Source organism: Desulfosarcina alkanivorans, from assembly GCF_009688945.1.
In the GTDB taxonomy this organism is placed as follows: Bacteria; Desulfobacterota; Desulfobacteria; order Desulfobacterales; family Desulfosarcinaceae; genus Desulfosarcina; species Desulfosarcina alkanivorans.
The window spans coordinates 3475164-3495041 of sequence record NZ_AP021874.1; the positions used below are offsets into that span (position 1 = coordinate 3475164).

Annotated in this window: 14 protein-coding genes; 12 read left to right on the forward strand and 2 right to left on the reverse strand. The window is 57.8% G+C overall.

The window, feature by feature from the left end; all coding sequences use genetic code 11:
• Positions 1-58: 58 nt before the first annotated feature.
• Positions 59-1411, reverse strand: a complete 1353-nt coding sequence (purB, locus tag DSCA_RS15380; RefSeq protein ID WP_155317264.1) for an adenylosuccinate lyase — start codon at positions 1409-1411, stop codon at positions 59-61.
• 285 nt (positions 1412-1696) lie between these two features.
• Positions 1697-4198, reverse strand: coding sequence for an SF1B family DNA helicase RecD2 (gene recD2 / locus DSCA_RS15385; protein ID WP_155317265.1), 2502 nt, complete (start codon positions 4196-4198; stop codon positions 1697-1699).
• Positions 4199-4262: 64 nt separating this feature from the next.
• Here recD2 and DSCA_RS15390 point away from each other — a divergent pair, with 64 nt between their 5' ends.
• From DSCA_RS15390 to DSCA_RS15445, 12 genes are all read left to right on the forward strand, one after another.
• Positions 4263-5150 carry a class I SAM-dependent methyltransferase gene (locus tag DSCA_RS15390; RefSeq protein ID WP_231716502.1) on the forward strand — a complete coding sequence of 296 codons (888 nt, stop codon included), beginning with the start codon at positions 4263-4265 and terminating at the stop codon, positions 5148-5150.
• A 110-nt stretch (positions 5151-5260) separates the two neighbouring features.
• A complete protein-coding gene (amrS, locus tag DSCA_RS15395; RefSeq protein ID WP_155317266.1) occupies positions 5261-6274 on the forward strand; it encodes an AmmeMemoRadiSam system radical SAM enzyme in 1014 nt (337 codons plus the stop codon).
• Between the two features lie 5 nt (positions 6275-6279).
• Positions 6280-7188 (forward strand): serine/threonine-protein kinase, encoded by a 909-nt coding sequence (locus tag DSCA_RS15400; RefSeq protein WP_155317267.1) that lies wholly within the window; start codon positions 6280-6282, stop codon positions 7186-7188.
• A gap of 7 nt (positions 7189-7195) precedes the next feature.
• Complete coding sequence (locus tag DSCA_RS15405) at positions 7196-9670, forward strand: nucleotidyl cyclase domain-containing protein (RefSeq protein WP_155317268.1); 2475 nt, start codon at positions 7196-7198, stop codon at positions 9668-9670.
• 50 nt (positions 9671-9720) lie between these two features.
• Positions 9721-10704, forward strand: coding sequence for a 4Fe-4S dicluster domain-containing protein (locus DSCA_RS15410; RefSeq protein WP_155317269.1), 984 nt, complete (start codon positions 9721-9723; stop codon positions 10702-10704).
• The gene (locus tag DSCA_RS15415) at positions 10701-11159 is read left to right on the forward strand and encodes a FeS-binding protein (RefSeq protein WP_155317270.1); all 459 of its coding nucleotides are present in this window, start codon (positions 10701-10703) and stop codon (positions 11157-11159) included. Before DSCA_RS15410 ends, DSCA_RS15415 begins: the two co-directional genes overlap by 4 nt.
• Before the next feature lie 150 nt (positions 11160-11309).
• Positions 11310-13118, forward strand: coding sequence for a putative Na+/H+ antiporter (locus DSCA_RS15420; RefSeq protein ID WP_155317271.1), 1809 nt, complete (start codon positions 11310-11312; stop codon positions 13116-13118).
• A gap of 15 nt (positions 13119-13133) precedes the next feature.
• Positions 13134-13562, forward strand: coding sequence for a cell envelope biogenesis protein OmpA (locus DSCA_RS15425; protein ID WP_231716503.1), 429 nt, complete (start codon positions 13134-13136; stop codon positions 13560-13562).
• Between the two features lie 104 nt (positions 13563-13666).
• The gene (locus tag DSCA_RS15430; protein WP_155317272.1) at positions 13667-15793 is read left to right on the forward strand and encodes a phospholipase D-like domain-containing protein; all 2127 of its coding nucleotides are present in this window, start codon (positions 13667-13669) and stop codon (positions 15791-15793) included.
• Between the two features lie 213 nt (positions 15794-16006).
• Entirely contained in the window at positions 16007-17800 is a 1794-nt protein-coding gene (locus DSCA_RS15435) for an AMP-dependent synthetase/ligase (protein WP_167527793.1), read from the forward strand.
• Between the two features lie 545 nt (positions 17801-18345).
• Positions 18346-19506 (forward strand): IS4 family transposase, encoded by a 1161-nt coding sequence (locus tag DSCA_RS15440; RefSeq protein ID WP_155316779.1) that lies wholly within the window; start codon positions 18346-18348, stop codon positions 19504-19506.
• Between the two features lie 20 nt (positions 19507-19526).
• Positions 19527-19871: a phosphate-starvation-inducible PsiE family protein gene (locus DSCA_RS15445; protein ID WP_269434676.1), complete on the forward strand. Its 345-nt coding sequence runs from the start codon at positions 19527-19529 to the stop codon at positions 19869-19871.
• Positions 19872-19878: the final 7 nt, after the last annotated feature.

The following is a 19878-nucleotide window of genomic DNA, read 5'->3' on the forward strand; positions in this document are numbered from 1 at the left end:
GGCTATAGATCAGGCTGCGGCCAATCGCCTCGGATCCTGCCGGTTTCGTGTCACGGCCCTAAAAATCCAGAATCCCGGTATACGTCTGCGGCGTAATCGACAGCAGTTCCTGCTTGACGGATTCCGCCACATCCAGCGTACCGATAAAAGCGACGATGGCGGCCTCGTCGATGGCCTCATGGGTGCGGGTCAGCGCCAGCAGGGCCTCGTAGGGTTTGGGGTAGCCCTCCCGCCGCAGCACGGTCTGGATCCCCTCGGCCACCACGGCCCAGTTGTTCTCCAGGTCTTTTTTCAGCGCGTCCTCGTTGAGGATCAGCTTGTCCAGCCCCCGTTTGAGCGATTTGAGGGCGATGAGGGTGTGGCCCATGGGCACCCCGAGGTTGCGTGTCACCGTGGAGTCGGTCAGGTCCCGCTGGAGCCGGGAGATGGGCAGCTTGGCCGAGAGGTGCTCCAGCACGGCGTTGGCGATGCCCAGGTTGCCCTCGGCATTTTCGAAGTCGATGGGGTTGACCTTGTGGGGCATGGCCGAGGAGCCGATCTCACCCTTTTTTATTTTCTGCTTGAAATAATCCATGGAAATGTAGGTCCACAGATCCCTGCACAGATCCAGCAGGATGGTGTTGATCCGTTTCACGCCGTCGCAAAACGCAGCCAGGTGGTCGTAGTGTTCGATCTGTGTGGTCGTCCGGGAGCGCGTCAGCCCCAGGTCCTCGTCGACCAGCCGGTTGGCGAAGGCGATCCAGTCGATGTCCGGGTAGGCCACGTGGTGGGCATTGAAATTGCCGGTGGCGCCGCCGAACTTGGCGGCGAAAGGAACGGCCTCCAGCAGTGTCATCTGCTGGGCCAGCCGGTCCACGAACACATGTATCTCTTTGCCCAGACGGGTGGGCGAAGCGGGCTGGCCGTGGGTGCGGGCCAGCATGGGCACCGGCTTCCACTGCCCGGCCTTGGCGTCAAGATCCGCCACGATCTCCTGCAGTGCCGGCAGCATCACCGTATGCCAGGCCTCCTTCAGGGACAGGGGCATGGCCGTGTTGTTGATGTCCTGGGACGTCAGGCCGAAGTGGATGAATTCCTTGTAGGCCGACAGGCCCAGTCCGTCGAATGCCTCTTTGACGAAATACTCCACCGCCTTGACATCATGGTTGGTGGTCTTTTCGATCTCCTTGATCCGGGCCGCGTCCGCCATGGTGAAGCTTCGGCAGGTTTCGCGCAGCCGGTCGAACACCTCCGGGTCAACGCCGGCCAGTTGGGGCAGGGGCAGCCGGCACAGGGCGATGAAATACTCGATCTCCACCCGGACCCGGTAACGGATCAGCGCGCCTTCGCTGAAAAAGTCGGACAGGGCGGCGGTGGCCCGACGGTATCGGCCGTCCACCGGGGAAACGGCGGTCAGGGGAGAAAGTGTCATGGGGACCTCCTAAATTCTATTCGGGATAAAAGGCGAAAAAAATATCATTGGGTTCACGGATGCATATCAATGTCAAAGGTAAAATCCAAAATGTCAATTGAAGGACGGCGGACGGTTCTTTATAAACCTGTTATGATTGACGATCGGATTGATCCTCGTCCAGGCCGCTTATAGGTAAATGGCCCGGCAATGTCAAACGGGAGCAGGGTTCAGGCTGACGGTTGAAGACATTTAGGGCTGGCGGCATGCTGTGCTTTTTTAATTAAACCGGCCACCATTCTTCACTTAAAACGTAACACGTTTTTCCAACAATGCTTTCAACATCGTCTGCCGCCGGCTGGTATCCTGGTTTCTGACCGCCATGGCCATGGCCTTGCGGGTGCCCACCAGCACGGCCAGACGCCGGGCACGCGTCAAGCCGGTGTACAAGAGGTTGCGATAAAGCATTTTGAAATGCTGGGCGAGAACCGGAATGACCACCACTTCAAACTCGCTGCCCTGGGATTTGTGGATCGTAATGGCGTAGGCCAGGTCCAGTTCAGCGATGTCGTCGCGTTGATAGTCCACCGTGCGGTTGTCAGGGAAAAAGGACACGGTGCAGGTCAGCGCCTGGTTGTCGATCCGCACGATCTGGCCGATGTCCCCGTTAAAGACTCCCAGGTCGTAGTTGTTCCGGCGATGGATCACCCGGTCGCCGACGCGAAAGATGCGTTCCCCCAGGCGCAGTTCGCGCTTGCCCGTCGACGGGGGGTTGGCCGCCTCCTGAATCATCGTGTTGAGGCTCAGGGTGCCCAGGCTGCCCCGGATCATGGGGGAAAGCACCTGGACTTCGCAGTCCCGACCGCAATATTTCGGGATCCATTCCAGCACCAGCTGCCTGACGATCCCGGTCGCCGACAGGCCGTAATGCAGCGACGACCAGGGGTGGATTTTTTTCACGACGGCCGCCAGTTCCGCAGCACGGCTGTCGGCCCGGGCCACCTGTTCCAGGTTGACGTGCTCGAATTTTCTGGGAATCGTCAGTTCGGTCTCGTAAGGCACAACCGGTTCGCGGATGCGGAACTCATACAGGTTGTCCTCACCGTCAACAACCGGCACCGGAGCTGCAGGTTCTGCATCGAAGAGCCGTTTCACCCGGGACACGAAACGCAGTTGTTCCCGGGTGGCTTCATCCGAATCCATGAAAAAACAATCGGCGCCGTTGGTCCACACCTCCGGTTTTTTAAAGGGCGATTCGATGTGGGGCATATCCCCGCGGTTGATCATGTGGGCGTAATTGATGATCAGGGACTGCGCCGCCTGCCTGAAAATCCGGGTCAATCGAAAACAGAATACGGTGCCGGAGGCGATGATATCCCTGAGCACATTGCCGGCACCCACCGACGGCAGCTGGTCGGCATCGCCGATAAACAGCACCCGGCAACCCCGGGGAACCGCCTTGAGCAGGGATGCCGTCAGGGCGATGTCCAGCATTGAGCATTCATCCACGATCAAAAAATCGGCATCGAGGGGGTCTGTTTCGTTTTTCCTGAACCGGCCCATCTGCCACGCCAGCAGCCGGTGAATGGTCTTTGATTCCCGGCCGATGACATCGGTCATCCGCTGGGCCGCCCTGCCGGTGGGCGCAGCCAGAATGACCCGCTCGCCGGCCGCCTCGAGCAGCTTGACCAGCACCAGGGTCGTGGTGGTCTTGCCCACCCCGGGGCCACCGGTCAGCACGGAAAATTGCCGTCCCACGATGCCCGTGACCGCCGCGGCCTGCTCATCGCTCAGGACGATACGGCTGTCCCGGCAGAACTTGACGATCCAGCGCTGCACCCGATCCATGTCGATGGGAACCGATCCACCCATACCGGCGATTGTACGGGCCACGGTCAGCTCATCAAAATAGAGGCTTTTTGAGTAGTAGCACGCCTCGGTGTCCCCATTTTCATTCCCCCGCTGGCGAATCATCAGCAGGCCGTCGGCCGCCATCGCATCCAGCAGGGCGGGCAGGCGGTCGCCAACGTCCAGCGACAGCAGGTCATTGACCTGCACCTGAATCTGCGTTTGGGTCAGGTAGCAATGGCCAGCATCCCTGCTGGCTGCCAGCACGTGGGCGATTCCCGCCATCATCCGCTGCCTGCTGTCGGTGTCCAGGCCAATGCTCAGGGCCACCTTGTCTGCCGAAAAAAAACCGATCCCGTAAAAGTCCCTGGCCAGCCGATACGGGTCCTCGGTGACACAGGCAATGGCCTGATCACCGTACTGCTTGTATATCCGAACCGCAAAAAGGGTGCTGATCCCATGGGACTGCAGAAAGATCATGACATCGCGGATGGCCCGGTGCTCGATCCAGGCCGCGCTGATGGTTTTCAGTTTTTTTTCGGCAATGCCCGGGACTTCGGTAAGCCGGTCGATCTGCGCTTCGAAAACGTCCAGCGTCTCCTCGCCAAAGTGCCGAACTATCTTTTTGGCCGTTTTCGCCCCAACGCCTCTGATGAGTCCCGATCCGAGGTATTTTTCCAATGCGGCACTGGTGGCCGGCCGACGCTCGACGGCATGGGTGGCGTTGAACTGGCGCCCATATTTGGGGTTGATCGTCCAGGATCCGGAAAATTCCATGGTCGCACCGGCAAACACTTTGGTCTGGTGAACGATGACGGTTTCCTGCTGGTGGGGGTTGTTGAAGGGCAGCACGCGCAGGACCGACCAGCCGTTATCGGCGTTGTGATAGGTGACCCGGTCCACGATCCCCCGGAGGCGCTCGCTGATGATTCCGGTGCGATTCGGTGTGGGTGGTTGCATAAGTATGGTTTCATACAATCAACTTGCAACCCGATGATCAAGAAATATATTATAGAGCATACCCTTGATTAACCCGTCGTCATTGCATACACTTTTGTCCATGGGCTACGTTTTCGACTTTCATGATGCCAGAGGCTACGACCAGTGGTTTTCAAAACGGAAAAACCGCCTGGCCGCTGCCCTGGAGAGCCGGCTCATGATGGGAATGCTGGATCCGGTTGCCGGAGAATCCGTGCTGGACATCGGCTGCGGCACCGGGGCGTCAACCGTACCGCTGCTGGAAAAAGGCCTCGATGTGACGGGTATCGACCCGTCCCCCTATATGCTGGACATCCTGTCGGCAACCCTGGGCAATCGCATCTCCCTGTACCGCGGGTTCGCCGAAGACCTCCCCTTTGACGACAACTCGTTTAACCATGCCTGCCTGTTCACCTGCCTGGAATTCGTGGACGATCCCCAGAAGGCGCTGGCTGAGGCCTTTCGCGTGGCCAAGGACCGCGTGTTTATCGGGTTCTTGAACCGCTATGCCCTCGCGGGCATTGGCCGCCGGGTGCAGGGCATCTTTTCGCAGACCATCTATAGCCGGGCCACCTTTTTCAGCGTCTGGGAAATCAAAAGCATGGTCCGCAAGCTCATGGGACCGGTTCCGGTGTGCTGGCGCACCGTCTGCCAGTTTCCCGGCCCCTGGGGAACCTGGATGAACCACATCGAAGGATCAGGCCTGGTCCAGCGATTTCCCTTCGGCACCTTTGCCGGCATGGTCGTCACCCTGGTGCCGCGGTTCCGCACACGCCCCCTGGCCATCCGTTATCAGCCCAAGAATGTCGGCAACGTGGCTGCCGGTGCGGCCGGGTGTTCCGGGATGGCCCCATCCAATGGGTTTGAAGATTTTCCTCGCCGGGCAGCGGGAAGGGCCGCGTCTACGCCGGCCAAAAACTGGCCGCCGCAATGAGAATCAGTTGACAATGCACCCAAACATCTGTTTAAATTGTAAAATTTATACTCCCGGATCGCCGGTGCCGTTTACCGGAGGATCCTCGCCAAATTAAAGGAGCCCGCCTCATGAGAGCCTGGTTCTACGACACCATGCAGGATCAGCGGGTCCGATGTCGGTTGTGCAGCCACATGTGTGTGATCGGCAACGGCAAACGGGGAATCTGCGGGGTGAGGGAAAATCGGGATGGCGTTCTGGAAACACGGGTGTACGGGCGCCTGATCGCTGCCGGCGACGACCCCATTGAGAAAAAACCGATTTTCCACCTGATGCCCGGAAGCCGGTCTTTTTCCATCGCCACGGTGGGCTGCAACTTCAAATGCAGTTTCTGCCAGAACGCTGACATCGCCCAGATGCCGGCGGACAGGGACGGGATGGTAACGGGGGACCCGGCCACGCCCGAACAGGTGGTCTCGGCCGCCCGGCGCCGGAATTGTGCCAGCATCGCTTACACCTACACGGAACCGACCGTATTTTTCGAGTTTGCCTGCGACACGGCCAAGCTGGCCCACCAAGAGGGAATCAAGAACGTTTTCGTCACCAATGGTTACATGAGCGCCGAAGCCCTGGAGCGGGTCAGCCCCTGGCTGGATGCGGCCAATGTGGACCTGAAGGCCTATACCGACGCGTTCTACAAACAGCAGTGCGGGGCCCGGCTGGAGCCGGTGAAAAAAACCCTGCAGCGGTTGAAAGCCCTGAAAATCTGGGTGGAGGTCACCACCCTGATCATTCCCGGGCTCAACGACGATCCGGGAGAACTCTCCCGACTTGCGGCCTTCATCGCCGAGGATCTGGGCCCTGAAACCCCCTGGCACGTGAGCCGTTTTCACCCCACCTACCGGCTGGTGGATCGCGCCGCAACCCCGGTGGAAACGCTCATGCAGGCCCGGGAAATCGGCAGGTCGGCCGGACTTCGCTATGTCTATACGGGCAACATTCCCGGGCAGGGCGGCGAAGACACCCGCTGTCCGGGGTGCGGGCAGACCGTCATTGCCCGCCGGGGATTTCGGATCATTGACAATCGGGTTAAAGCGGGCCGCTGCAGCGGTTGCGGAGCGGCCATCGACGGCGTCGGGATGTAAAGACCATGTCAACCATCGGGAAGCTCAATCTGGATCATCTGGTCGGCCAGCAGGTGGGGACCTCCGTGCTGCTGAACAAGCTGGGACACGGCGCCATGTCCGCCGTGTTCGTGGCCTTCCAGAAGACCCTCAAACGGCAGATTGCCGTCAAGATCCTTCCCAAGTCACTGATGACGGAAAAAACCGCCGCGTTTTTCCAGCAGGAGGCCGAATCGGCGGCCATCCTGGCCCACCCGCATATTATTCCCGTCTATGAAGTGGGCGAAACCAAAGAGTTTCTCTTTTTCACCATGCAGCTGGTCAAGGGCAACGAATTGTCTTATTACATCCGGCGCACCCAGAAAAATATCGTCCCCTCCAAACGCTTCATGCCGCTCAAGACGGTGATCACCCTGATGCTGAAAATCCTCGACGCCCTGGCCTATGCCCATGACAACGACATCGTGCATCGGGATATCAAGCCGGACAACATCATGATCGAAAAGCACTCCAAACGCCCCCTGATCACCGATTTCGGCGTTGCCCGGGTGTCCCGGACCACAGGCAAGAGCGATCGGCTGCTGCTGGGCACCCCCATGTACATGGCGCCGGAACAGATTCTTTCAGGAACCGTCGATGGCCGTGCGGACATGTACAGCGCCGGGGTGATGATGCTCGAAATGCTCATGTCCCGCCTTCCCTACCCACCCTACCGGACGGCCATGGACCTGCTCAAGATGAAGCTCTCCCTGAAAGACCGCATCTTCCAGCAGCGTCCGTCCCAGGTCCATCCCGTGGCCAATCGGGCCCTGGATGAAATCCTGTTCAAGGCGCTGGCATTCAACCGGGACCAGCGATACGCCTCCTGCCGTGAATTTGCATCGCAACTGGAAACCTATCTGAATAAAATGACGACACCATCTTCAGCCAGATGAGGACAGCATGCCACTAGACGCCACCACGAAAAATCAGCTCTCCCAGTTCGGTCGGACCATTGCCCTGCTGTTTAACCGATCGATGATGTACCAGCCCAACCACCCCTTTGTGGAGCAGTCCATCAACATGTTTTACGAAGGTGCCGTCAACCTGCTGGACGTCATCTCCCCCCTGGTATTCATTCTCAACCGGGAGGAGTTTTTCGTGGATGAAGAGCCCCTGGATCCCCGTCTCAATGTGACGCGCCTGGTGATACTGTTCAAAAACAACGGCATCCAGTCCATCTCCATTGAACCCGGCCTTGAAAAACGGGATATCAAGGTGTTTCTGGAGGTGTTCGGCAATATCAGCAAATATAGCGGGGCCGAAGGCTTCAAAAAGGCCATTTTTGCCCGGGGCGTGACCAGCATCAAGGTCAACCATGTCCGCTACAAGAAAGTCACCGAAGATGATGAGGTGATTTCGCGGGAGTCACTCAAGGATCTGACCCCCCAGATGATGGCCGCCGAAGACGAAGCCAAGACCCGCAAAATGTTCATGGACACCCTGCTGGAGAGCGTACTCACCGAGGAATTCGCCAAAACCCTGAATATCGAGACCCTCATGGCCAATCCCGGCGCCGTTTCCCAAAACATGATCCAGGCGGATCTGGAAAGTGTATCCGGTGCCGGTCCGGGGCAAGGACCTGGTGAGGGAGGCCCGGGTGGCGCCGGAGCCGGATCGGGAACCGCAGGGGCGGGTCCGGGCCAAGGGCCGGGAGAAAGTGGAACGAGCCCGGGTGAGGTAGGAGCCGGTGATGGTCCGGGAGGGACCGGAACCGGATCGGGAACCGCAGAAAGCCGCGGCCCGGCAATGGGTGGCGATGGCAGCGCCGGGGACGGGACAGGAACGGGGCCGGGCGGTGTCGGAACGGATGGACCTGGCGGATCGGGAACCGGCGGAAGCGGTGCCGGCGGCCACGGGGGGCTGCTTTTTCAACAGCTGGAAGTCATGCGCATCGAGGTGGAGAAGCATCTGGAAGGCAAGGGCGATGTGGCCATTGCCGATCTGGCCGGTGCGGTCTTCGACATGAAAAAGCAGCTGCTGGAGGGTATCGAAGCCCAGAAGGCCCTAGGCGTCGCCTATGAAAACGAGGCGGCCATCCTGGAAAACGCCAACGATCTCACTGACCGGGTACTGATCCAACTGGTGAAGGACGAGTACCAGCAGGGCAAGATCACACCCGCACGCATGGCCCATATCCTCAGGCGGCTGGTACCCGAGGCCGCCGAACTCAAGCGCCTGCTTCCCAAAATAAAAACGGCTCTGCTGGAAGAGGGGATGTCCCATACCCAATACCTGGAACTGGTGCAGGAACTGAGCAAGGAACTGCAGAGCGAGGGCCTGGCCAACATCCTCCAGGAAAGCGGCGAAGAGATCGGCGTGGACGGCGATCAGCTGATCGCGGAATTCAAGCAGAATCCGGAACAGGCCGCCCAGCTGATCTACCTGGCCTCGGAGATCCGCAAGGGTACCGGAGACGACGATGCGCTGGCCGAAATTCTGGCCGGGTACGTGGAACAGGTCGGCGGCCAGATGACCATGGACCAGAGCGATCAAACGGATGATCCCGAACACCTGAAACAGGTGATGGGAAGCATCGAGACCACCATCGTCCGCCAGCTGGGAAAAATGGACGTGGGGGGCGATGTCATCAACAAGCTGGAAGAACGCCTCAACGCGCGCATGGAAACGGTTCTGTCCCAGATGCGCACCGAATGGATCAAAGCCAAGGGGCAGGCGGGCGAAGGCGGTGGACCCGCAACGCCGCACAAGGTTCTCAGCGTGCTTCAGACCCTGGAGCAGAGCGTCAGCGAGCATGACGAACTGGGCGTGATCCTGAAAATCGTCCGCGCGAAAGTGGAAGCCGGCGAAATCGATGAAAACGACTATAAAAAAATCCAGGACGAGATTTCCCTCCAGAAGCGGATGATCAAGGAAAAAGAGGCCAACCGGGTCATGCCCACCGGCGTGATCAAAGCCAGCGCCATGGCCTTCATTCTGGAAAAAGAGATTGCCCGGGCCAACCGCTATGACTATTCCTTTTCCGCCCTGGCGTTTTCCATGGTCCGGATCAAACCCCGGGCAAAGGTGCCGGCCGGCGCGATCAACAGCGAGATCCTCATGGAGGCCGTACTGGCCCTTTTGTCCCAGACGTTTCGCGAGGTGGACATCGTCGGCCAGCTGGGCAAAAACACCATCGTTGCGATGCTGCCGCTGATCGACCGCGAAGCGTCCAAAAAAGCCCTCAACCGGGTAATGAAAGTCCTCCAGGATGCGCCCATCGATGTGAAGGGCGTGCCGGTGGATTTCAAATTTGCAGGTATTGCCATTACCTTCGACGGTGAGCACACGCCGGACGGCAAAAGCTTTATCCGGGTGATGTCCGGCCGTCTCCAGGACATGGCCAACCGCCTGAAGAATATTCAATCGTTCATGTAACCGTTAAGAGGGCGTACAGATGCCTTCAAATGAAAAAAGGAGTGTTGACGATGCCGACTGACTTGACCCGGCGGTCATTTATCAAGGCCGGTTTGCTTACCGCCGGAGCCGCCGCCATTGCCGGCGTGCCCCACGCCCGCTCCGCCGGCGCCGCGGGGAAGGAACTGTGCACGCTTCTGGATCTTCAACGATGCATCGCCTGCGGGGCCTGTGTGGAGGCCTGCCGGGAGACCAACGAAGAAAAATTTCCTGAGCCTGCAGGCCCCATGCCCGATATGGTTCCGCGCAGCAAAGTGAAAATCGCCGACTGGTCGTCACCGGAAAAGCGTGCGGTGGAGGACCGCCTGACGCCCTATAACTGGCTTTTCATCCAGGAGGCCGCCGGCGAGTACAACGGCCGGGACTTCGAAATCAATATTCCCCGGCGCTGCATGCACTGCCGCAATGCCCCCTGTTCAAATCTGTGTCCCTTCGGGGCCGCGTTCACCCAGGACAACGGCATCGTGCGCATTCACCCGGATGTGTGCATGGGGGGTGCCAAGTGCAAGGCGGTGTGCCCCTGGCACATTCCCGAGCGCCAGTCCGGTGTGGGGCTGCACCTGGACCTGCTGCCCCAGTATGCCGGCAACGGCGTCATGTACAAGTGCGACCGCTGCTACCAGCGTCTGGAAGAAGGCGAACTGCCCGCCTGCATCGAGGTCTGTCCGGAAGATGTCCAGCAGATCGGCCCCCGGGATGAGATCGTCGAAAAGGCCCACCAGCTGGCCGGAGAAATGGATGGTTTCATCTATGGCGAGACGGAAAACGGGGGGACCAACACCATCTATGTGTCGCCGGTGCCCTTCGACGTGCTCGACCGGAGCATCCACAAGGGGCCGGGAGAACCCCACCTGGCGCCGACTCCCGACAGCATGGCCTCGGCCAACCGGATGGCGCTGGCGCTGGCCATCGCACCGGTGGCCGGCGTCGCCGGCGCCGTGGCCCGTTTTCTCAGCCTGGGCGGCACCGATAACAATGCAAAGGGGGCCGAATGATCGCTAGAACAAACCCCGTGCCGAAGTTGCTGGTTGGCGCCGCCGCCGTAGCGGCGCTCTTTACCGGGTTCGGCAATATGCCCCTGTGGGGAAGATATTATGTGGCCGATGCGCCGGGTTTAGGATGGTCAGGGGATTTTTTCATCAACGTCAACGTTCACATCCTTGCCGGCAGCCTGCTGCTGGGCATCGGTGTTTATGCCATCACCACCGACCTGATAACACGACGGGTCCGGGACAACCGGATGACCCTTTCCGGCAGGGTCAGGGGATTTTTTCTGGCATTGGCGCTGGCCACGGGCATCCTCATGGTTGTAAAAAATCTGCCGGGCGTTCACTTCCCGATGGCGGTGCTCATGGTTTTCAATTTTACCCACATGGCATCGGCCTTGCTGTTCATGGTGGCCGCGCTGGTCGCCCTGATTTTCAGATGGCCCTGGTACACGGCTCGCTGAAAGGCCGGACGCAGCTTCATGTGGCCGGATCGACCGTGTTCATTTCGGATGTCTCATTGCTATCAACCATCTTCTATTGCCGGCGGCAACCCATCCGCGTGCCGGTATACGGGCCCGGCCGCCAATTCAATCCGTGTCAGGAAATAAAATATGAAAAATATGCAGCCCCGTATCATTTTCTTTATCGTAATGGTTCTCACCGTTTCCGGAATGGTTGCTGCCGCCGGTGGGCCGCCGGCCGATCTGCCGGCCTTTCCGCCCAGCCTCGAAAGCTACGGCGACACGGGTATGGGAAGCATCGGCAGCATCCTCTTCAACCGCATCCGGCTGGAGCCTTTCAACCTGGTGGCGTCGATCATTTTTTTGTGCGCCATCATTCATACATTCCTCACCGGCCGCTTCATGGTCATCGCCCACCGGTGGGGCCATGACCACGAAGAAAAAATAAAAAAAGGACTGGCTCCCCGGGATTCGGTGCACCATGGCGCCGAAGTGTTTCATTTCCTCGGAGAAGTCGAGGCGGTATTCGGCATCTGGGCCGCGGCCCTGTTGGCTGCCATCGTATTGTTTTTCGACTGGCCCACGGCCAAAAGCTATATCCTCTACAAGGTGAATTTCACCGAACCCATGTTTGTCGTCGTGATCATGACCCTGGCGGCCACACGCCCCATCCTGCAGGTCACGGAACGGTTCATGTGGAAAATCGCCAATCTGATGGGCGGCACCCTCAACGCCTGGTGGTGGGCCATTTTGACCATCGGCCCCATTCTGGGATCGTTCATTACGGAGCCGGCGGCCATGACCATTGCCGCCATGCTGCTGGCCGACAAGTTTTATGCCCTGTCGCCTTCCAAGAAATTCAAGTACGCCACCTTGGGCCTTCTCTTCGTCAACATTTCCGTGGGCGGAACGCTGACCAGTTATGCGGCCCCTCCGGTTCTGATGGTGGCGGCGCCCTGGAAATGGGACACGCTGTTCATGATGACCCATTTTGGCTGGAAAGCCGTGCTGGGCATCCTCGGGGCCAATCTATGCTATTTCTTCCTGTTTCGCGGAGAATTGCAGGCCCTGCAAAAAACCTTTGCCATGAATAGCCTCAAAGACGAAATCCAGCAGCGTTACCTCAAGCGGGCCGATGTGGAAGACATGATGGACGATTGCCTGGAAAGGCTCGAAGGCCGCTTCCATTTTGTGGATACGTTCTCCGAGCAGTTGAAGGAAGCGGGCCGGGAAATCACCCAGCGACTGGAGGATAGGGCACTGGCGGACCTGAAGAACAAGGGCATCGATCCGGATATGGCCAAGCGGGCGTTTAAAGAGCGAAACAAAGAGATTCAGCTTCGCCGCATGCGACGAGCCTTCCCGCTTCTCCTGCCGCCGGAGGAGCGACCACCGTTCCTTGATCCGGACTGGGACCACCGGGACGATCCGGTGCCCCTGTGGGTAACCCTGGTGCACATCGCCTTCATGGGATGGACCATCATCAATGCTCACTATCCCCCCTTCTTCATCCCCGGGCTGCTTTTTTTCCTGGGATTCGCCCAGGTGAGTTCACCCTATCAGAACCGACTCAACCTGAAACCGGCCCTGCTGGTGGGTTTTTTCCTCGGCGGTCTGGTGATCCACGGCGGCCTTCAGGGCTGGTGGATCGAGCCGGTCCTGGGCAACCTGACCGAAATTCCCCTGATGCTGGGGGCCACCGTTCTGACGGCATTCAACGACAATGCGGCCATCACCTTCCTGAGCACCCTGGTCCCCGATTTCTCGGAAGGGATGAAATACTCGGTCGTCGCCGGCGCCGTAGCCGGCGGCGGGTTGACCATCATCGCCAATGCCCCCAACCCCGCCGGGTTGAGCATCCTCAAATCCTTTTTCGATGAGGAAGTGTCACCCGTAAACATCTTGCTGGGGGCGGCGATTCCAACAGCCATCTTATGGCTGGCGTTTCTCGTCCTTTAACAGGAGGAAAGCCCGATGACGGTATCCCGGGCAGGACAGTGGATGGTGGTGGCTGGCAGCATTCTCTTTTTATGCGCCTGCGGTCCCAAACGCCCGGTGTTTTATCCTAACGACCACCTCAAAGCCGTGGGGAACGAACAGGCCCGGGCGGATGCGGATCAATGCATGGCCGAAGCCAGGCAATACGGTGTCAAAAACGATGCCGGCAAAGCGGTGGGGGGAAAAGCCGTCAAGGGGGCGGCCGTTGGCGCGGCCACCAGTGCCGCTGTTTCCGCTGTTCTTGGCGGCAATGTGGGTCGGGCCGCCGGTGCCGGAGCCGCCGGAGGGGCCACCGCCGGTGCCGTCAGTGGTGCATTCGATGCCGATGAACCGGACCCGACATTCAGAAACTTCGTCAACCGGTGTCTCCGGGAAAAGGGATATGAAGTAATCGGCTGGCAGTAGCTGGCGGAAGGAAAAGAAAGCCCACGACAGGACTCGAATCGTTTTGCATCTCAGGCGAATGCTGAGTAATTATTGGTATTTACAAGGCTCCGCAGTGACGAAAAATGAAGTGTAACCCAGATACCGGACTTTTTACGAATCCGTCAATTCTCATCGCAGCGGTCATCGCAATGATGCTGGCGGCAATCGGGTGCAGCCCCACACCGAAGTACCAGCGAATCCCCGCCGAAACGGTTTCGTCGACCGTCGAACCGCCACCGGACCGGCTGCTGCGATTCGAAACACCGGTTACGCTCAACGAGGCCTTGTGGAAGGACGGTTCGTTGTTTCTTACCTATAGCGACGGCCGCCACGACTACTTTGGCCGGGCATCCGCCGACGACCAGGTCAACCTCTCCATCCACCAGGAATGGTTTCCCGTCTATCAGGTCAATAGCCTGAGCGCTGACGCCCACGGTCAAGCGGTCATCGGAGCGGAACCGGTCCGGCACCTGCCCCGGAAGGACTGGGCCGCCTTCATCCGAGGTATTGAAAAATCCCTGACCGATCGCGTTCAACCGGGAACCGGTATCCTCGTCAATGTCAGGGACGAGGAAACGTTTCTCTACCGGCGGCACGACGGGTCGCTGGACGAATGTACCCTGATGGAAAAACCGGCGGGCATCCGGCTGGCGGAAAACCATCGTCTGGAAGCCATGACAGGCGGGCTGTTCCTCTTTCTGACCGCCTATCTCGAAACCATCGGCGTCCCCGATCGATATCTGGTTATGGAAACGGGTGAAACCGGCCCCTATGCGCGTCCCTTCGTCTTTGTTGACCGCAATCGGCAACGGTTTCACTTGCTCTCCCTGGAGCCCTACACCTTCGGATCCATGCCCAGCATGCCGGTGGCCAACACGGGCAAAGCGGGCTGGCATCTGTTTGTGCGCAGCTACCTTTTCGAGCTGTTCAATCGCCCGGTCTCTTCCCTGTCCCGTCTCGGCCTGTTTCTCTATGACACTGCATGGGACGCCACGCGGGGGATATGGACCAGCACCTTCCGCTTCCCCGACCTTACGGAAGCGGATATTCCGGACCTTCACCAGGACGGGAACATGGACCGGGGCGAGTGGGAAGACCGGCTCGACCGGATTGTTGGGGCAGACACCCGCACCAGCGGGCAGATCGAATTGCTCGTCGGCGGGGATCGTTTTTTTCCGCGCCTGGTCGATGCGATCATCGGCGCCGAACAATCCATAAAGTTGCGCACCTATATTTTCGATCGGGACGATTACGCCGTCCGGTTGGCCGATCTTCTCAAGAAACGGTCTCAAGACGTCAATGTCCAGGTGATGGTCGACGGTTTAGGCACGCTCATGGCCCAGAACAAGGCCGCCGGCTCCATGCCGCCGGACCATAAGGCGCCCCTGGGTATCACCTTATACCTGACCAACCAGTCCAGGGTTCGGCTGGTCAGCCTCACCAACCCCTGGTTCACCGGAGACCACACCAAGACCACCATCGTCGACAGCCGCAAGGCATTTATCGGAGGAATGAATATCGGCCGGGAATACCGCTGGGAATGGCACGACCTGATGATGGTGGCGGACGGGCCGGTGGTCTCGGTAATCGAACGGGAGTTTGACAAGACCTGGGCCCACGGCCAGGTGCTGGGGGATGTGGTCTTCTCCGGATACATGCTGGCCAACCCGCCCAAACCGGAAGTCCCCCGGGGCTATCCGATACGGGTGCTTCGGACGCTGCCCTACGATTCCCAGATTTACCGATCCCAGCTGCACGCCATCCGCCAGGCCAGGGGGTACATTTTTATCCAGAACGCTTATTTTTCCGACGTCACCATCATCCATGAACTGGTCAAGGCCCGGCTGCGTGGCGTGGACGTGCGCGTGATCATCCCCATGGAAGGCAACCACGGCATCATGAACGCCAGCAACGTGACGGCGGCCAACACCCTGTTGAAATACGGCGTGCGGGTGTTCACCTATCCGGGCATGTCGCACGTCAAGGCCGCCGTCTACGACGGCTGGGCCTGCCTGGGGTCGGCCAACTTCGACAAGCTGAGCTTTCGCGCCAACAAGGAGATGAACCTCGGGGTTTCGGACCCCGGCTTTGTCGCCGGCCTTATCGACACCGTGTTTACCCCCGACTTCGAAGCGGCCGTGGAGTTGGACCATCCCCTGCCGGCCGGTTGGGGCAACACGTTCGCATCTATCATCGCCAGCCAGCTTTAACCGCAGACCCGTCTTGTGACAGCGCCTGTGCCCGTCTGTGGTCCGGGCCAATGTTTCCAATGCAAACTTTTTTAAAAAAATATGTGACAACGCGTTTTAATCCGTGTATTTTCTGGCGGTTTCCTAAAAAACAAACTGCTGCCGACAGCCGCCACCGACCGATGGATGGCTCGTTTTTTTTCAGAAAAACGCATGGATAGAGGAGGAAAACCCATGGCCTATCGCTACGACCACCCCAACAATCTGGTGGCCCTGATCGAAGATAGTGTAGAAAAATTTTCTGAGAACCCCCTGTTCGGAACCAAAAATCCTGCCGGGGACTACGAGTGGGTGACATACGGTCAGGTGGGCCGCCGAATAGACGACCTCCGGGGTGGGTTGGCCCGCATGGGCGTTAAAAAAGGCGACGCGGTGGGCATCATTGCCGACAACCGCACCGAATGGGCCATCTGTGCCTTCGCGGCCTATGGCCTGGGGGCCAGGTATATCCCCATGTATGAAAAAGAATTGCCCCAGATATGGCGATACATCATCAAGGATGGCAACGTTCGAATGCTTTTCGTCGCCACCCCTGAGATTCGGGAACGGGTCAACGCTTTCATCCAGGAGACGCCGGACCTGGAAAACGTTCTTCTCATCGACGGTCAGGGTGAGAACACCATGGCGGCACTGGAGGCCATCGGCCGAACCCACCCGATTCCCGCCATCCACCCCGATCCCGGGGACATCGCCGTACTGATTTATACCTCCGGAACCACGGGAGACCCCAAAGGCGTACTGCTCTCCCACGGCAACTTCACCACCAACTTCCAGGCCGGAGGCGCCCTTTATCCCGAACTGGGGCCCGACAGCCGCAGCCTGTGCATCCTCCCCTGGGCCCACTCCTTCGGCCAGACGGCAGAGCTGTATAATTTAATTCACTTCGGCGGCTCCATGGGTTTCATGGGAGACGTCACCACCCTTGCCGAAGACATGGGCAAGGTTCGGCCAAAGCTATTGGTCGCGGTTCCCCGGGTCTTCAACAAAATTTACGATGGCCTGTGGGCCAAAATGAACGAGACCGGCGGCCTTGCCAGGAAACTGTTTGTCATGGGTGTCGAGAGCGCCCGCCAGCGACGCGAATTGGCGGAAATGGGGCAATCCAGCTTTATGGTCAACCTGAAGTTCAGACTGGCCGACCGGATTGTCTTCCAAAAAATCCGGAACCGCTTCGGCGGCCGTCTGACGACCGCCATCACCGGCAGCGCCACCATGAACGTGGAGATCGGCCACTTTTTCAACGACATCGGCATACCGGTGTACGACTGCTACGGCCTTACCGAAACCACACCGGCCGTGACCATGAACTGCCCCGCAGCCCACCGTCCGGGGAGTGTGGGCCGCCCCATCGATCAGGTCCGCGTGGAGATTGACCGTCTGTTTCTCGAAGAGGACGCCGACGACGGCGAGATTATCGTCTATGGCCCCAACGTGATGAAAGGGTACAACAACAAGCCCGATGCCACCCGGGAAGTAATGACCACCGACGGCGGATTTCGCACCGGCGACCGGGGCCGCCTGGACGCGGACGGGTATCTGTACATCACCGGCCGCATCAAGGAGCAGTACAAACTGGAAAACGGTAAATACGTATTTCCGACGGCCCTCGAAGAGGAGATCCGGCTGCTCCCCTGGGTGGAAAATGCCATGATTTACGGCGAAGGAAAACCCTACAACGTCTGCATGATCGTACCCGATTTCGTGGTGCTCCAAAAACACGCCCGCGATAACCAGCGACCCGAAGACCCGGACCAGCTGGTCGCTGACAGCGCTATCCAGGAAATGATCGAAAGCGAAATCACCGCCTTCCTGAAGGGTAAGTTCGGCGGATACGAAATCCCAAAAAAGTTTTTGTGGGTCCGGGAGGACTTCTCTCTGGAAAACGGCACCCTCACCCAGACCATGAAATTGAAACGCCGCAGCGTGCTGGAGCAGTACCAGGACCAATTGGATGCCCTCTACGCTTGAGAGGATGGGGATGCAATCATCCGGAGTCTGTTTTTGACATGACATCCCCTTGACACCCTGCCCGCCTATACTCTAAATTTGGCGGAACGCATGACGATTACCTGTCTGCCGGCGGCATTGGAGCGTCGTTTTCTATGGCAGACACGCAGTCGCCCGAAGGCTCAAACTTTCCGAAAAATCCGCGGGTGACCCATCGAATCATCGGTTCCACCCGGCAGCACCCCGACCCATTGCCACGACATCTGCCATCGCTGGCCGCGATCCATCACTTTTGAACTGCAGGGTGCTTGATGGCTGGAATTCAACCGTTCATGGAGAAAGCAATGACCAAATGGCTGCGAACGTTCGAACACATGATCATCCGGTCTCTCATCTACATGATGGCCCTCATTATTCTGATTTCAACGGTCGAACTCAGTAATTTCCGGTTAAGAAATTGCATGAAAATAATTTAAATTCAGCAGGTTAAAGGTATTTTTTACTTGACATAGGGTCGCTAATGTGGGCGGCGTTTTTGTATATCCTACTATTACAGGAGGTTATGCATGCCGCGCACATTCAAGCCCTTCCAAAAAGGTTGCAAGTTCGAATTTCATTCTCTTTTTCGACCAGCGATAAAGGCAACATCACAGATGCCAGCTCTCAATTCAAAAGGTAACCGACCCTTGCAGATGACTTTTGAAGAACATCTGCGGGCGCTTGTTTACTTTCACCTTGAAGAACATCACTCCGCTCAACATCTGCTGCAAGTTCTCGAAGAAGATGATTTTGCCAAAAGTGAAATCGCACCGGAAAACGGAATCAAAAAAAGCAGCTTTTCAGAGGCCACCAACAGCCGGGGGCTTGAACAGTTCATGCATGTCTTTCAAAACCTGCAAGCCCAGGCCGCTGAAATTTTACCCAAACAACATCCCGAACTTGGCAATCTGATGGGCATTGATGGTTCCCTGATCAATGCCTCCTTATCCATGCACTGGGCCGACTATCGTAAAAAATCAAAAAAGGCCAAGGTCCATGTCGGTTTTGACCTGAATCAGGCGATTCCAAGAAGGATTTATCTTACCGATGGTAAAGGTGCCGAAAGACCTTTCGTCAACTTAATCCTTTCCGAAGGACAAACCGGCGTTATGGACCGCGGTTACCAAAGCCACAAACACTTTGACCAATGGCAGCGCGACAGAAAATCGTTTATGTGCCGGATCAAGGCCAGTACTAAAAAAACGATCATTAGGGAAAGCCCGACTGCCCCTGGTAGCATCGTCTTTTTTGATGCCATCGTTATTCTGGGAACTACTGAAATCAATCGAACCAAAGAACCGTTGCGCCTGGTAGGATACGAAGTCGATCGTGTCAAATACTGGATCGCCACCAATCGTGTCGACTTAACCGCCGAACAAATCGCTGCTGCGTATAAGCTTCGCTGGGACATCGAAAACTTTTTCGCTTGGTGGAAACGGCACCTGAAAGTCTATCATCTCATCGCCAGAAGCGAGCATGGACTGATGGTGCAAATTCTGGCCGGCCTGATCACCTATTTGTTGTTGGCGATCTATTGCCATCGCGAATTTAACGAGCGGGTTTCAATCAAACGCGTTCGCCAACTACGCATAAAAATACAAAATGAATTACGCGCGAGCATGTATGATAAGCCGCCTGATTCAAATTCCAAAGAACAACAATTACGAGAAGTTAATGCAAAAACTTAACCGGAAATTACTGGATCGAACTGGGCTATCTGCTTGTCAAGGACATTGTCAGCCCGCCGGCGTTTTTCCTTGAAATCGAACAATTGCTGGAACTCTTCGGTTTTTTTCTCCTTATCATCATCGGAATCGAATTGCTGGAAACGATCAAGGCCTACCTGAAAGACAAAGTCGTTCACTCGGAGATCGTATTGGAGGTGGCGCTCATTGCCATCGCTCGCAAAGTGATAATATTGGACCTTAAGGAATATGACAGCATCGTCATCCTCGGCATTGCCGCCTTGATCATCACGATTTCCCTGTCCTACTACATCGTGAGGGGCAAGCTGAGAATTGATCTGTCCAATACACCCGATCAGAAACCGTGAGCACCCC

What these genes read in the sequence shown, in the direction of transcription:
- purB (WP_155317264.1), bottom strand. Translation starts at nt 1,411, where the DNA reads ATGACACTTTCTCCCCTGACCGCCGTTTCCCCGGTGGACGGCCGATAC.
- recD2 (WP_155317265.1), bottom strand. Translation starts at nt 4,198, where the DNA reads ATGCAACCACCCACACCGAATCGCACCGGAATCATCAGCGAGCGCCTC.
- amrS (WP_155317266.1), top strand. Translation starts at nt 5,261, where the DNA reads ATGAGAGCCTGGTTCTACGACACCATGCAGGATCAGCGGGTCCGATGT.
- DSCA_RS15400 (WP_155317267.1), top strand. Translation starts at nt 6,280, where the DNA reads ATGTCAACCATCGGGAAGCTCAATCTGGATCATCTGGTCGGCCAGCAG.
- DSCA_RS15405 (WP_155317268.1), top strand. Translation starts at nt 7,196, where the DNA reads ATGCCACTAGACGCCACCACGAAAAATCAGCTCTCCCAGTTCGGTCGG.
- DSCA_RS15410 (WP_155317269.1), top strand. Translation starts at nt 9,721, where the DNA reads ATGCCGACTGACTTGACCCGGCGGTCATTTATCAAGGCCGGTTTGCTT.
- DSCA_RS15415 (WP_155317270.1), top strand. Translation starts at nt 10,701, where the DNA reads ATGATCGCTAGAACAAACCCCGTGCCGAAGTTGCTGGTTGGCGCCGCC.
- DSCA_RS15420 (WP_155317271.1), top strand. Translation starts at nt 11,310, where the DNA reads ATGAAAAATATGCAGCCCCGTATCATTTTCTTTATCGTAATGGTTCTC.
- DSCA_RS15425 (WP_231716503.1), top strand. Translation starts at nt 13,134, where the DNA reads ATGACGGTATCCCGGGCAGGACAGTGGATGGTGGTGGCTGGCAGCATT.
- DSCA_RS15430 (WP_155317272.1), top strand. Translation starts at nt 13,667, where the DNA reads ATGAAGTGTAACCCAGATACCGGACTTTTTACGAATCCGTCAATTCTC.
- DSCA_RS15435 (WP_167527793.1), top strand. Translation starts at nt 16,007, where the DNA reads ATGGCCTATCGCTACGACCACCCCAACAATCTGGTGGCCCTGATCGAA.
- DSCA_RS15440 (WP_155316779.1), top strand. Translation starts at nt 18,346, where the DNA reads ATGCCGCGCACATTCAAGCCCTTCCAAAAAGGTTGCAAGTTCGAATTT.